This window comes from Streptomyces thermocarboxydovorans (assembly GCF_039524635.1).
GTDB lineage: Bacteria > Actinomycetota > Actinomycetes > Streptomycetales > Streptomycetaceae > Streptomyces > Streptomyces thermocarboxydovorans.
In genome coordinates, this window is sequence record NZ_BAAAGU010000014.1 from 76,774 (window position 1) to 90,004 (window position 13,231).

The 13,231-nt window shown below is 70.2% G+C and carries 12 protein-coding genes; 3 read left to right on the forward strand and 9 right to left on the reverse strand.

Annotated elements, in window-relative coordinates; translation table 11 throughout:
• Positions 1–203: 203 nt before the first annotated feature.
• The 7 genes from ABD198_RS08955 to ABD198_RS08985 form a co-directional block, all read right to left on the reverse strand.
• On the reverse strand, positions 204–1,352 hold the full coding sequence (locus ABD198_RS08955; RefSeq protein WP_343999218.1) for an aldose epimerase family protein: 1,149 nt from the start codon (positions 1,350–1,352) through the stop codon (positions 204–206).
• A 106-nt stretch (positions 1,353–1,458) separates the two neighbouring features.
• Complete coding sequence (gene mmsB, locus ABD198_RS08960) at positions 1,459–2,703, reverse strand: multiple monosaccharide ABC transporter permease (protein ID WP_343999220.1); 1,245 nt, start codon at positions 2,701–2,703, stop codon at positions 1,459–1,461.
• Entirely contained in the window at positions 2,700–4,250 is a 1,551-nt protein-coding gene (gene mmsA / locus ABD198_RS08965; protein WP_343999222.1) for a multiple monosaccharide ABC transporter ATP-binding protein, read from the reverse strand. The genes mmsB and mmsA overlap by 4 nt, the downstream gene beginning before the upstream one ends.
• A 50-nt stretch (positions 4,251–4,300) precedes the next feature.
• Positions 4,301–5,413, reverse strand: coding sequence for a multiple monosaccharide ABC transporter substrate-binding protein (chvE, locus tag ABD198_RS08970; protein WP_425580440.1), 1,113 nt, complete (start codon positions 5,411–5,413; stop codon positions 4,301–4,303).
• A gap of 88 nt (positions 5,414–5,501) precedes the next feature.
• Positions 5,502–6,470, reverse strand: a complete 969-nt coding sequence (locus tag ABD198_RS08975; protein WP_343999226.1) for a hypothetical protein — start codon at positions 6,468–6,470, stop codon at positions 5,502–5,504.
• A gap of 110 nt (positions 6,471–6,580) precedes the next feature.
• Positions 6,581–7,588: a zinc-dependent alcohol dehydrogenase gene (locus ABD198_RS08980; RefSeq protein ID WP_343999228.1), complete on the reverse strand. Its 1,008-nt coding sequence runs from the start codon at positions 7,586–7,588 to the stop codon at positions 6,581–6,583.
• Positions 7,585–8,748, reverse strand: coding sequence for a mandelate racemase/muconate lactonizing enzyme family protein (locus ABD198_RS08985; RefSeq protein WP_343999232.1), 1,164 nt, complete (start codon positions 8,746–8,748; stop codon positions 7,585–7,587). The genes ABD198_RS08980 and ABD198_RS08985 overlap by 4 nt, the downstream gene beginning before the upstream one ends.
• Before the next feature lie 173 nt (positions 8,749–8,921).
• Here ABD198_RS08985 and ABD198_RS08990 point away from each other — a divergent pair, with 173 nt between their 5' ends.
• Positions 8,922–9,728: an SCO2400 family protein gene (locus ABD198_RS08990; RefSeq protein ID WP_343999235.1), complete on the forward strand. Its 807-nt coding sequence runs from the start codon at positions 8,922–8,924 to the stop codon at positions 9,726–9,728.
• A 137-nt stretch (positions 9,729–9,865) separates the two neighbouring features.
• On the opposite strand, the gene ABD198_RS08995 is transcribed toward ABD198_RS08990, so the two are convergent.
• The gene (locus ABD198_RS08995; protein WP_343999237.1) at positions 9,866–10,297 is read right to left on the reverse strand and encodes a MarR family winged helix-turn-helix transcriptional regulator; all 432 of its coding nucleotides are present in this window, start codon (positions 10,295–10,297) and stop codon (positions 9,866–9,868) included.
• Between the two features lie 100 nt (positions 10,298–10,397).
• On the opposite strand from ABD198_RS08995, the gene ABD198_RS09000 reads away from it, so the two are divergent.
• A complete protein-coding gene (locus ABD198_RS09000; RefSeq protein WP_343999239.1) occupies positions 10,398–11,420 on the forward strand; it encodes an NADP-dependent oxidoreductase in 1,023 nt (340 codons plus the stop codon).
• A gap of 93 nt (positions 11,421–11,513) precedes the next feature.
• Entirely contained in the window at positions 11,514–11,933 is a 420-nt protein-coding gene (locus ABD198_RS09005) for an organic hydroperoxide resistance protein (protein ID WP_343999241.1), read from the forward strand.
• Positions 11,934–12,031: 98 nt separating this feature from the next.
• Here the strand turns inward: ABD198_RS09005 and ABD198_RS09010 are convergent, their stop codons facing one another.
• Entirely contained in the window at positions 12,032–13,204 is a 1,173-nt protein-coding gene (locus tag ABD198_RS09010; protein ID WP_343999243.1) for a serine hydrolase domain-containing protein, read from the reverse strand.
• Positions 13,205–13,231: the final 27 nt, after the last annotated feature.

Sequence of the window (13,231 nt, forward strand, 5' to 3'; positions counted from 1 at the left end):
ACCTCCGTGTGCGGCGGACCCGGTGGGGAAGGAACGGGCCCGTCATGCGTGGGTGGCCCGCGCGGGGGAGCACGGGCCACCCTGGAGTACGAAGCCGGCCGGGGGGCCGTTCAACGCATGTGAGGAGAATGTGACGGCCCGCAGCTCAGGGGGAACCCGCGAGCAGGAGGGGCCACCGCTCCGGAGCCGAAGAAGACACGGGCTCAGGAGCCGAAGGAGTGGACCGTCGTCGTGCGGTAGGTCTCGCCCGGACGCAGCACGGTCGACGGGAACGACGGCTGGTTGGGCGAGTCCGGGAAGTGCTGCGTCTCCAGGCACAGCCCGTCGCCCTGCCGGTAGACGTTCCCGCCGGTGCCCACCAGGGTGCCGTCGAGGAAGTTGCCGGAGTAGAACTGCAGCCCCGGCTCGTTGGTGCTGATCCGCAGGGTGCGGCCGGAGGACGGGTCGCGCAGGGTCGCCGCGAGCTCCGGGCGGTGGGTGATGCCCTTGTCCAGCACCCAGTTGTGGTCGAAGCCCTGCCCGTAGAGCACCTGCTGGTGCGCGGTGCGGATGTCCCGGCCGATCGGCTTGGCCCGGCGGAAGTCGAAGGGGGTGCCCGCGACCCGCGCCGGCTCACCGGTGGGGATGAGGCCCTGGTCGACGGGCGTGAACCGCGAGGCCTCGATGGACAGTTCATGGTCGTAGATGGTGCCGCTGCTCTCGCCGGCGAGGTTCCAGTAGACGTGGCTGGTGAGGTTGACGACGGTGGGCTTGTCGGTGGTGGCCCGGTAGTCGATGCGCCAGTCGCCGTTGCGGGTGAGGGTGTAGGTCACCTTCACCTTCAGCGTGCCCGGGTAGCCCATCTCGCCGTCCGCGCTGGTGTAGTACAGCCGCAGCCCGGTGTCCGGCCCCTCGGTGAACGGCTCGACGTCCCACACCCGCTTGTCGAAGCCCTGCGCACCGCCGTGCAGGCTGTTCTCCCCGTCGTTGACGGAGAGCTGGTACGCGGTGCCGTCCAGGGTGAAGCGGCCCTTGCCGATGCGGTTGCCGTAGCGGCCGATCAGGGCGCCGAAGTAGGGGCTGGAGGCGACATAGTCGTCGAGGTTGTCGAAGCCGAGGGAGACATTGGCGTACCGCCCGCGCCGGTCGGGCACCTCCAGCGACTGCACGATGCCGCCGTAGGACAGGACCTTCATCCGGGTCCCGCCGTTCTGCAGCGACCAGCGGTACACCTTCGTACCGTCGGCGAGCTCGCCGAAGAGTTCCTTCACGGGCTTCCTGCCTCCCGAGGCGTGTGCGGTGCCGCCCGCTGCGGCGCCGGTGAGTCCGGCGGCGGCCGCGCCGGCGATGAGGGTGCGTCTGTTCAGTTCCATGCGGCAGCTCCTGACGGGGGAGCGGGACGACACCTCGGGGCGGGGAGAGTGCGGGGCCGGTCAGGACGGCCCCGCGCTCCCCCCGCGTGCGAGGGGCCCCGACGCTCTACGAACCGACCTTGCGCTTGTTCCACACGTCGAACCCGACCGCGGCCAGCAGCACCAGGCCCTTGATGACCTGCTGCCAGTCGGTGCCGATGCCGACGAGGTTCATGCCGTTGTTCAGCACACCCAGGACCAGGCCACCGATGATCGCGCCGAGCACGGTGCCGACGCCGCCGCTCATCGACGCACCGCCGATGAAGGACGCCGCGATCGCCTCCAGCTCGAAGTTCAGGCCGGCCTTGGGGGAGGCCGCGTTGAAGCGGGCGGCGAACACCAGTCCCGCCAGGGCCGCGAGCATGCCCATGTTCAGGAAGACCAGGAAGGTCACCTTCTTGTCCCGCACGCCGGACAGCTTGGCCGCGGGCAGGTTGCCGCCGATGGCGTAGATGTGGCGGCCGATGACGGCGTTGCGCATCACATAGCCGAAGCCGACCAGCAGCACACCCAGGATCAGCAGCACGATCGGCGTGCCCTTGTAGCTGGCCAGCAGCAGCGTCACCACGAGGATCGCCGCGGTGAGCGCGACCAGCTTCAGCGCGAACAGCTTGGCCGGCAGCACCTCCAGCGCGAACTCCTGCTGCCGCCGCCGGTCACGGACCTCCTGATAGATCACGAACGCGATCAGTGCGAGGCCCAGCAGCAGGGTGAGGTTGTGGTAGTTGGTCTCCGGGCCGACCTCCGGCAGGAAGCCGTTGGCGACCTTCTGCAGCCCCCGGGGGAACGGGCCGAGGGTCTGGCCCTCCAGGAAGATCTCCGTCAGACCGCGGAAGGTCAGCATGCCCGCCAGGGTCACGATGAACGACGGTATGCCGCCGTAGGCGATGAAGAACCCCTGTATCGCGCCCGCGAGGGCGCCCACCGCCAGACAGAGCACCACGGCGACCGGCCAGGGCAGGTCGTTCTTCACCATGAACACCGCGGCCATCGAGCCGACGAACGCGGTCAGCGACCCCACCGACAGATCGATGTGCCCGGAGATGATCACCAGCATCATGCCGATGGCCAGGATCAGGATGTAGCTGTTCTGCAGCACCAGGTTGGACACATTGCGCGGCAGCAGCAGGTCGCCGTCGGTCCACACCGCGAACAGCGCCACGATCAGGCCGAGCGCGATCAGCATGCCGTACTGCCGCATGTTGCGGCGCATGCCGTCCAGCACCAGCTTCAGCAGGCCGTCGCCGCCGGCCGGCCCGCCCTTCCCGGCCGGCGCGGGCGCCGGAGTTCTGGCGGTCACATCGGTACTCATCGGGTTACCTCTTTGTCCTTCGTCATCTGACGCATCAGCGCTTCCTGGGAGGCCTCGGCCCGCGAGAACTCACCGGTGAGCCGTCCGGCGGCCATGGTGTAGATGCGGTCGCACATGCCGAGCAGCTCGGGCAGCTCGGAGGAGATGAAGACGACCGCCTTGCCCTGGGCGGCCAGCTTGTCGATGACCGTGTAGATCTCGTACTTGGCCCCGACATCGATGCCACGCGTCGGCTCGTCGAGGATCAGCACATCGGGACCCGCGAAGATCCACTTGCTGAGGACGACCTTCTGCTGGTTGCCGCCGGACAGCTTGCCCACCGGCTCGAAGACGGTGGGCGCCTTGATGTTCATGGACGTGCGGAAGCCCTCGGCGACCTGCCGCTCCTGGTGCTCGTCCACCACGCCCCGCCGGGCGACCTTGTGCAGCGCGCTGAGCGAGATGTTGCGGCCCACGGTGTCGATGAGGTTCAGCCCGTAGTGCTTGCGGTCCTCGGTGACATACGCGATGCCGTGCGCGACCGCCTCCGGGACGGTCCTGGTGCGGATCTCCCTGCCGTCCTTCAGGACCGTGCCCGAGGCGTGCCGGCCGTAGGTGCGGCCGAAGACGCTCATCGCCAGCTCGGTGCGGCCCGCGCCCATCAGGCCGGCGATGCCGACGATCTCCCCGCGCCGCACGGTCAGGGACACGTCGTCGACGACCTTGCGCTGCTGGTCGATGGGGTGGTGCACGGTCCAGTTGCGGATCTCCAGCGCCGGGGCCGCGCCCTCCTCCGGCTGGTGCGGGGTCCGCTCCGGGAAGCGGTGCTCCAGATCGCGGCCCACCATGCCGCTGATGATCCGGTCCTCGGTGGTCTCCGGTGCCTTCACATCGAGCGTCTCGATGGTCCGCCCGTCCCGCAGGATCGTCACCGAGTCGGCGACCCTGCGGATCTCGTTCAGCTTGTGGGAGATGATGATCGAGGTGATGCCCTGGTCCTTCAACTGCAGGATCAGGTCCAGGAGTTTGCCGCTGTCCTCGTCGTTGAGCGCGGCGGTCGGCTCGTCGAGGATGAGCAGCTTCACCTTCTTGGACAGGGCCTTGGCGATCTCCACGAGCTGCTGCTTGCCGACCCCGATGTCGGCGACCCGGGTCTCCGGGTGCTCGTCGAGACCGACCCTGCGCAGCAGTTCGGTGGCGTGCCGCAGGGTCTCGTTCCAGTCGATGAACCCCCGGGTGGCGTGCTCGTTGCCGAGGAAGATGTTCTCCGCGATGGAGAGATAGGGCACCAGGGCCAGCTCCTGGTGGATGATCACGATGCCGTGCTGCTCGCTGGCCCGGATGTCCTTGAACCGGCAGACCTCCCCCTCGAAGAGGATCTCCCCCTCGTAGGTGCCGTAGGGGTGGACGCCGGAGAGGACCTTCATCAGGGTCGACTTGCCGGCGCCGTTCTCCCCGCAGATGGCGTGGACCTCGCCCTGCCGGACGGTCAGGCTGACGTCCGACAGCGCCTTGACGCCGGGAAAGGTCTTTACGATCGAGCGCATCTCCAGGACGGGTCCCGCCATGGTCGTGCCTTCCGGTCGGTGTGGATCCGTGAATCGTCGGGTGGCGGCGGTTACTTGAGGTCCGATTCCTTGATGTAGCCGGAGTCGACGACGACCTCCTGGTAGTTGCTCTTGTCGACGGCGACCGGCTCCAGCAGGTACGACGGCACGACCTTCACCCCGTTGTCGTAGGTCTTGGTGTCGTTGACCTCGGGCTTTTTGTCGTTGAGCAGCGCGTCGACCATGTTGGAGGCCACCTTGGCGAGCTCCCGGGTGTCCTTGTAGACGGTCATCGACTGCTCGTCGGCGATGATCGACTTCACCGAGGCGACCTCGGCGTCCTGGCCGGTGACGATCGGCAGCGGCTTGGCCTTGGAGCCGTAGTCGTCCGACTTCAGCGCCGACAGGATGCCGATGGAGATGCCGTCGTACGGCGAGAGCACCGCGTGCACCCGGTCGGTCTTGTAGGCGGAGGTGAGGATGTCGTCCATGCGCTTCTGCGCGGTGCCGCCGTCCCAGCGCAGGGTGGTGACCTGGTTCAGCTCGGTCTGGCCGGACTTGACGACGAGCTGCTTCTTGTCGATGTACGGCTTCAGGACGTTCATCGCGCCCTGGAAGAAGTAGCGGGTGTTGTTGTCGTCGTTGGAGCCGGCGAACAGCTCGATGTTGAAGGGGCCCTTCTTGCTGCCGTCCTTCAGGCCCAGCTTCTCGACGATGTAGCTGCCCTGGAGCTCGCCCACCTTCTCGTTGTCGAAGGAGGCGTAGTAGTCGACGTTCTCGGTGCCGAGGATCAGGCGGTCGTAGGAGATGACCGGGATGCCGGCGTCCTTGGCCTGCTGGAGGACGTTGTTCATCGACTTGTTGTCGATCGCGGCGATGATCAGCGCCTTCACGCCCTGCGTGATCAGATTCTCCACCTGGGAGACCTGCTGGTCCGGGTCGTCCTCGCCGTAGACCAGCTTGGTCTTGTAGCCCTTGGCCTCCAGGTTCTTCTTGACGTTGTTGCCGTCGGCGATCCAGCGCTCGGAGGACTTGGTCGGCATCGCGATGCCGATGGTCGCCCCCTTCGCGCCTCCCTTGTCCTCCTCGCTGCCGCCTTCGCTGTTCTGGCCGCAGGCCGAGAGGGTCAGGGCGAGACAGGCGGCGGTGGCTATGGCGGCGAGGGCGGCTCTGCGGTTACGCATGATCATCATCCTTGATGAGAGGCCGAGAAGAGATGTGTGGGATTGTGCGCGGCTGTGTGGGCTTCTGTGAAGTCGAGTTTCCGGAACGTTATGACGAGGTGCCGAAACGGACCAGATCGCCCGGCAGGCGCGAACCGAGCGGCGCCATCTCGCCGTCGGCGCCGTGCCGGGCCAGCAGATCCAGGGCCAGCCGCCCGCGCCGCACCCGCTCCTTGGCCGTCGCCAGGGCGAGTTCGCGCAGGTGGTGGCCGTACGGATAGATACCGGGGGCCTTGGACAGGCCGAATTTCAGATACAGCGGGGCCCCGCGCCGGATGAGCTCGGCGACCTCGTACATGCGCACATAGCCGCCGAGGTCGTCCGGAGCCTCGATGTACATGTCCATCGGGGTGGCCGAAACTCGTCGTATCTCGGTGACATGACCGAGCGTCAGATCGCTCGGCACATTGATCGAGTCGGCGCCGAGCCGCTCGTACACCGCGTACGCCGCCGGATTGACCGGGCCGACGAGCGCGGAGACCTTGAACGTGGTGTCGGCGGGCAGCAGCCCGGCCGTGCGCGCCCGGTGCAGCGTCCACAGCACGCCCTCGTCCGCCACCAGCAGGCACTTCACGCCCAGCTCGGTGGCGCGCACGGCGTCCTCGACGCATCCGGCCACCGCGTCGTGGCCCCGGGCCCGCAGCCCGGCGCCCCGTGAGTCCGTGCGGGTCGAGCCGCCGATGTCCCAGGTGCCGCGCGGGCCGGTGAACAGGCACAGCTCGATGCCCCGTTCGGCGGTCGCCTCCACCATCTCGGTGATCTCGGCGTCCGTCAGCATCCACACCCCGCTGCCCTGGCTGATCCGGTGGACGGGGACGTCGAGACGGGCCGCCTCCTTCAGGACGACGGCCAGCGCCTCGGGCCCCTCGCAGGAGGGGATCTCGGTGCGCCAGCGTCCGCCGCCGGGGAAGGAGTGCGGCGAGGCGTCGGCGGGGTCGGGGTCGGGGGCGCCCAGGCCGAGCGCGGAGAGCACCTGCTCACCGGGCCGGCGGGGTGCCGTGGTGGAAGGGTCGGTCACGGGGGGTCCTTCGTCGGGGTCGGTAGGTGTCGTTCGATATACCGGACGGTGTTCGGAAGCTGGTCTGTGGCTCGCTGAGCGGGCGACCGGGCCGGCCCGGGGGCACGGGACTAGGGGCGCAGCAGCACCTTCCCCACCTTCGGATCACCGGACCCCACCAGCTCGATGGCGCGGCCGAAGTCGTCGAGCGGCAGGTGGTGGGTGACGAGCGGCAGGGGATCGAGGAGCCCGGCCGCGAAGACCCGCACCGCGTGCGCCCAGGCGGCGGGCGGAGCACCGAACACGGTCCGCACCTCCAGCTGCCGTACGACGAGGTCGGTCGGGTCGAGCCCCTCGGCACCCGGGGCCGGGATGCCGGTCAGGACCAGACGGCCGCCCCGGCGGAGCAGACCGGCGGCGGTGCGGGCCGCGTCCGCGGACCCGGCGGCCTCGACGACGACATCGGCGTCACCGGGGAGTTCCTCGCCGGCGGTGCGGAAGCGGGTCGCGCCGAACCGGTGGGACAGCTTCTCGCGGTCGCGCCGGGTGCCCACCACCAGCAGGTCGGCGGGGGAGTACGCCCTCAGGAACTGCACCGCGAGCATGCCCAGGGTGCCGGTGCCGACGACGGCCACCCGCTCGCCGGGACGGACGTCCGCCTTCAGCACCGCCGCCGCGACGCAGGCGGCCGGCTCCAGCAGGGCGGCGGCAGTGAGGTCGGCGTCGTCGGGCAGGGGGTGCAGCAGCCGGGCCGGCACGGTGAGCGTGGGGGCCATGGCGCCGGGCTGGGTGAAGCCCGTCTCCTCGTAGCCCGCGTCGCACAGGGTGGTCTCGCCCGCATGGCAGCGGTCGCAGACCTGGCAGTTGCGGAAGCCCTCGCCGGTCACCTTGCGGTGCAGCAGGGAGGCGGGGACACCGGGGCCGGTCCGCTCCACGGTGCCGGACCACTCATGGCCGGGGGTGAGCGGGTAACGGACGTAGCCCTCCGGGCGGTTGCCCTGGTGGACCTCGCGGTCGCTGCCGCAGATGCCGGCGGCGTGCACCCGGACGAGCGCCTCGCCGGGGCCGGGCTCGCGCGGGGTGTGCGGGACGAGACGGTGGACGCCGGGCGCGTCGATCACCACTGCGGTGCCGGTCATGCGGTCCCCTTCGGCTTGCGCTGCTCCCAGCCCTCGGCCCACAGGTCGAACCGGGCCTGCTGCTGCGGGAACTCGGCGGCCGCCTCCACGTCCAGCTCCACGCCGAGCCCCGGCGCGTCGGAGAGGTGGAAGCAGCCGTCCTCCGGATCCACCTGCGGGGCGCCCTTCACCACCTTCTTGATCTCCGCGTCCGCGAAGTCGTTGAAGTGCTCCAGGACCTTGAAGTTCGGCGTGGTGAAGCCGACCTGGAGGGAGGCGGCGGTGAGCACGGAGCCTCCTACGTTGTGCGGCGCCACCAGCATGTAGTGGGTCTCGGCGGTGGCGGCGAGCTTGCGGGTCTCCCAGATGCCGCCGATATGTCCGACGTCCGGCTGGAGGATGTCGGCGGCCTGGTTCTCGAACAGCTCACGGAACTCGATGCGGTCGTGGATGCGCTCCCCGGTGGCGATCGGCATGTCCACCTTGGCGGCCACCTTCCGCAGCGCCTTGAGGTTCCCCGGCGGCACCGGCTCCTCCAGCCAGGCCGGCCGGAAGGGGGCCATTTCATGGGCGAGGCGCACGGCGGTGGCGGGGGAGAAGCGGCCGTGCATCTCCAGCATCAGCTCGGTCTCGGGGCCGACGGCGTCGCGGACCGCCTCGATGAGGGAGACGGCGTAGAGGGTCTGCTCGTGGTCCAGCTCGAAGTGACCGGTGCCGAAGGGATCGATCTTCAGGGCCCGGTAGCCGCGCTCCCGCACCTGCCGGGCGGCCTTGTGGTACGCCTCCGGGGTGCGCTCGGTGGTGTACCAGCCGTTGGCGTACGCCTTGACCCTGTCGGTCACCTTGCCGCCGAGCAGCTGCCACACCGGCACGCCGAGCGCCTTGCCCTTGATGTCCCAGCAGGCCATCTCGACCACCGCGATGCCGGACATCACGATCTCCCCGGCGCGTCCGAAGTCGCCGTACTTCATGCGCCGGACCAGCGCCTCGGTGTCGAAGGGGTCGGCGCCGCGGATGTGGTTGACCTCGGCCTCCTTCAGGTAGCCGAGCAGGGCGTCGGTGTGGCCGAGCATCCGGGTCTCACCGACGCCGGTCAGGCCCTCGTCCGTGTGCACCTGAACGTAGGTCAGATTCCGCCAGGGCGTTCCGACCACATGGGTGCTGATTCCGGTGATGCGCACGGTTGCTGCCCCTTTGAACGTTCGATATTTCGGCACACGTTCGAAATTCTGGCGAGACAGTAAGGACGGGCGGCGAGGGTGTCAATGGGGCGTGCATGAAACGGCCGTCTGTACGAAAGATTCACAGGAAGGTCTAGGAAGAGGACGTGACCGGAACCTAACCTTCCCGCGTCATGGACTACTGCCACCCCTGCCAACGGCACCTGAACGGCGCGCTCGCCTGTCCTGGCTGCGGCGCGCCCGCACAGGTCCCCGTTCCTCAGCCGGTGCCGGTCCCCGAGCCCGTGGTGCACCGGGAAGAAGCCCCGTACGGGCACGCGGAGCACGAGGAGACCGCGGAGCCGGAGCGGCCCGTGGCGGAGACGCGGCAGGGTGGCAGGCGCGACCGCAGGGCGGCGGCACAGGGAGCCGGCCGGCGGGACCGCAGGGCCGAGACGCAGGCCCCCGGCCGGCGGGACCGTGACGCGGAGGCGCACGGCGTCAGCCGCCGGGACCGCAAGGCGGCCGCCCACCGGCGCCGCCGCCGGCGGACGCTGCTGGTGGCCGCCGGATTCGTGCTGGCCGCGGGCGGACTGTCGCTGGCGGAGCTGGGCATCGCCGCGCCCGGGTCCACGCCGACCCCCGCCGCGGCGGGGGACACCTCCGCGGACGGCGGCGCCACCGAGGTGGAGCCGGACGAGTCGCCCAAGGCCTCGCGCCCGGCCGGGGGTGCGGCGACCGCCCCGTCGTCGAGCACCTCGGGGTCGCCCTCGGCGTCGAAGTCGCCGAAGGAGAAGGAGTCCGAGAATCCGGAGAAGGACAAGCAGTCCGAGGCGCCGGACCCCGACCCGGAACCCGCTCCCGCGACGACGCCCCCGGCCCAGCCGCAGCCGACCACGGAGGCCCCGAAGCCCCCGCAGCCGGACCCCACGACGAAGCAGCCGGACCCGGAGCCGACCCCCACCCGCAGCTGCGACCGCTTCCTGTGGTGGTGCGTGTAGGACCGCTGACCTGAGAGGGCCCCGCCTTTCCTGACCGTCCTGAGGGGACCCCCGCCTTTCCCGACTGCCCTGAGGGGACCCCCGCTTTTCCCGACTGTCCTGAGGGGACCCCCGCTTTCCTGCGGGGGGCACCCCGCTCAGGACTCCGCCAGCATCCTCCTGAGCGCGTCCCGCAGCGCGATCCGCTCCGGCTCGGACAGTCCCGCCAGCGGCTCACGGGCGAACCGCAGCGAGTCCTGGAGGCTGCGCGCCACCCGGCGCCCCTCCTCCGTGGCCACCGCCAGCTTCACCCGCCGGTCCGCGGGGTCGGGCCGGCGCTCCACCAGGCCCCGCGCCTCCAGGCGGTCCACGATCCCGGTGACGTTCGACGGCTCGCACTTCAGCCGTTGCGCCAGCCTGCGCATGGGCAGCGGCTCCAGCGACAGCAGACTGAGCAGCCTCGCCTGCGCCCCGGTCAGCGCGTGTCCGGCCGCCGCCGACTCGTACTCCTCGTGATAGCGGGCCACGACCGAGCCGATGAGGTCGACGACCTCCAGGGTCAGCGGATCGGGGGTGCGAGGTGTGGGCATGGTCTCCAGGGTACCCGTTTGCTTGACAGCATGAAATATTCAGACGCATGGTTGTTTCAGGTAGTGAAGTATTTTTGGGTTTTCCCGAGGAAGGCACTCCATGACCGACACCCCCGCACTCCCCGCCGCCGGCCGTGAATGGCATCTGCTGAGCCGGCCCGTCGGCTGGCCGAAGCCCGAGAACTTCGCCCTGGTCGAGGCCGAGGTCCCCGCCCCCGGCGAGGGCCAGGTGCTGGTGCGGAACGAGTACCTCTCGGTCGATCCCTATATGCGCGGCCGTATGAGCGACGCGAAGTCCTATGTGGCCCCCTTCGAGCTGGGCAAGGTCATGCAGGGCGGCGCCGTAGGTGAGGTCATCGCCTCCAACGCGGAGGGGATAGCGGTCGGCGATCATGTGCTGCACTTCTTCGGCTGGCGCGAGTACGCCGTCGTGGCCGCGAAGAACGCCGTCAAGGTGGACCCGGACGCCGCGCCCCTGTCCGCGTACCTGGGCGTGCTCGGCATGACCGGGCTCACCGCCTACGCGGGCCTGCTGCGCACCGCCGCCTTCAAGGAGGGCGACTCGGTCTTCGTCTCCGGTGCCGCGGGCGCCGTCGGCAGCCAGGTGGGCCAGATCGCGAAGCTGAAGGGCGCCTCCCGGGTGATCGGGTCGGCCGGGTCCGACGAGAAGGTCAAGCTTCTGACCGAGGAGTACGGCTTCGACGCGGCCTTCAACTACAAGAACGGCCCGGTGTCCGAGCAGCTGCGCGCCGCCGCCCCGGACGGCATCGACGTGTACTTCGACAACGTGGGCGGCGAGCACCTGGAGGCCGCCATCGGCGCGCTCAACGAGGGCGGCCGTATCGCGGTGTGCGGAATGATCTCCGTCTACAACGACACCGAGCCCGCGCCCGGCCCGCGCAACCTCGCCCGGCTCATCCAGACCCGCGGCCGCATCGAGGGCTTCCTCGTCGGCGACCACTACGACCTGCAGCCGCAGTTCGTGGCGGAGGTCGGCGCCTGGGTGCGCAGCGGCGAGCTGAAGTACCGGGAGACCGTGGTCGAGGGCATCGAGAACAACCTGGAGGCGTTCCTCGGCGTCCTGCGCGGGGACAACACCGGGAAGATGATCGTCAAGCTCTGAGCGTTCCCGGGGTTTTCGTCATGCGGTAAATTCTTTCCGAAACCGTCGTGATCGTGGGCGCGAGTCACGCCGGACCCAGGAGGAACGCACCGTATGCCCATTCAGCAGTCCGACGTTCTCTACACGGCCGTCGCCACCGCGCAGGGCGGCCGGGACGGGCGGGTCGCCACCGACGACGGCAGGCTCGACGTGATCGTCAACCCGCCGAAGGAGATGGGCGGCAGCGGCACCGGCACCAACCCGGAGCAGCTGTTCGCCGCCGGGTACAGCGCCTGTTTCCAAGGCGCCCTCGGCGTGGTCGCCCGTCAGGAGGGCGCCGACGTCTCCGGCTCGACCGTCACCGCCCGGGTCGGCATCGGCAAGAACGACGACGGCTTCGGGATCATCGTCGAGATCGAGGCGGACATCCCGAACATGGACGCCGCCCGCGCCCGCGCGCTGATCGAGAAGGCGCACCAGGTGTGCCTGTACTCCAAGGCCACGCGCGGCAACATCAGCGTGACGCTGCGCTGAACGCACGTCCCGTCCGGTCGTGAGGGCCGCTCCCGGTGTCCCCGGGGGCGGCCCTCACGCATGAGCCGGGGTTTGTCTTCCCGTGCGTGCCGCGGGGCCTACGCGTGGGCCGGAGACGCCTCCGCCGTCGCCAGGGCGGCCTGGTGGACCGCGCGCACCAGGCGCTCGTTCTCCGGGGCCGGGCCGGACGGGTAGGCGCAGCGGCGCCTGGTGTAGCCGTAGGCCAGACCGGTGCGCGGGTCCGCGAACGCCTGGGAGCCCGCCGTCCCGCTGTGCCCGAACGACCCGGCGCCCAGGCACGGGCACCAGGTCTCGGCGGTCGCCTCGAAGCCGAGCGCGTAGGCGCGGTGCGTGTCGGTCACCAGGTCGTGGCCGGCCGCGTGCAGCCGGCCCAGCCCGGCGATGGTGTCCGGCTTCAGCAGCGCCTCGCGCTCACCGGTCTGGCCGAGCGCCGCCGCGTACAGCTGGGCCAGCCCGCGCGCCGAGGCGACCCCGCCCACCGACGCCGGGCCGCGGGAGCGGATCAGCGGGTCGTTCGGCAGGCTCGCCACGTCGGTGGGGTCGGGCGCGTTGCGGTTGTGGGCGATCGCCTTGAGGCTGCCGGGGCCGTCCAAGGCCGCCTCGAGTTCGATCCGCTGGGTCGGGGTGGGCTCCAGGGGACGGGTCGGGCGGAAGCGGGGCTCGTGCGCGGCGGGCAGGCCCAGGAACATGTCCAGGGCGTAAGGGGATCGGACGCGGTCCTCGTAGACCCGCTGCAGCGAGTGGCCCGTGGCGCGGCGCACCACCTCGGCGGCGAGGGCGCCGATGACCAGCTCGTGATGGCCGAAGGCGGTGCCGGGGCGCCAGAACGGACGCTGGTCGGCCAGGCGCTCGGCCAGGGCGCGGTCGTCGGCCAGCTCGTCCCGGGTGAAGCCGCCGTCGGTGCCGACCACGCCCGCGCGGTGGGTGAGCAGATCCCGCAGGGTCAGCCCGCCCTTGCCCTCCGCGGCGAACTCCGGCCAGTAGTAGGTCACTTTGCGGTCCAGCTCCAGAGTGCCGTCCTGCACCAGCACCGCCACCGTGAGGAAGGCGGCACCCTTGGTCGAACCGTGCACGGCGTAGAGGGTGTCGGGGCCGCTGCCGGCCGACCACAGGTCGACCACCCTCCGGCCGCCCACCCAGACGCACAACTGACCCTCGTAGTCGGGGCGTTCCGCCGCCACGAGCGCCGCGAACTCCTCCCGCACCGCCTCGAAGCCGTCGGCCACGGTGCCATGGATCTCCTGCGTCATCCGCCACCTCCTGGGCTCTGTACACAG

Bases quoted from the DNA above. Each gene is read 5' to 3' on its own strand.
- ABD198_RS08955 (WP_343999218.1), bottom strand. From the start codon at position 1,352: ATGGAACTGAACAGACGCACCCTCATCGCCGGCGCGGCCGCCGCCGGA.
- mmsB (WP_343999220.1), bottom strand. From the start codon at position 2,703: ATGAGTACCGATGTGACCGCCAGAACTCCGGCGCCCGCGCCGGCCGGG.
- mmsA (WP_343999222.1), bottom strand. From the start codon at position 4,250: ATGGCGGGACCCGTCCTGGAGATGCGCTCGATCGTAAAGACCTTTCCC.
- chvE (WP_425580440.1), bottom strand. From the start codon at position 5,413: ATGCGTAACCGCAGAGCCGCCCTCGCCGCCATAGCCACCGCCGCCTGT.
- ABD198_RS08980 (WP_343999228.1), bottom strand. From the start codon at position 7,588: ATGACCGGCACCGCAGTGGTGATCGACGCGCCCGGCGTCCACCGTCTC.
- ABD198_RS08990 (WP_343999235.1), top strand. From the start codon at position 8,922: ATGGACTACTGCCACCCCTGCCAACGGCACCTGAACGGCGCGCTCGCC.
- ABD198_RS08995 (WP_343999237.1), bottom strand. From the start codon at position 10,297: ATGCCCACACCTCGCACCCCCGATCCGCTGACCCTGGAGGTCGTCGAC.
- ABD198_RS09000 (WP_343999239.1), top strand. From the start codon at position 10,398: ATGACCGACACCCCCGCACTCCCCGCCGCCGGCCGTGAATGGCATCTG.
- ABD198_RS09005 (WP_343999241.1), top strand. From the start codon at position 11,514: ATGCCCATTCAGCAGTCCGACGTTCTCTACACGGCCGTCGCCACCGCG.
- ABD198_RS09010 (WP_343999243.1), bottom strand. From the start codon at position 13,204: ATGACGCAGGAGATCCATGGCACCGTGGCCGACGGCTTCGAGGCGGTG.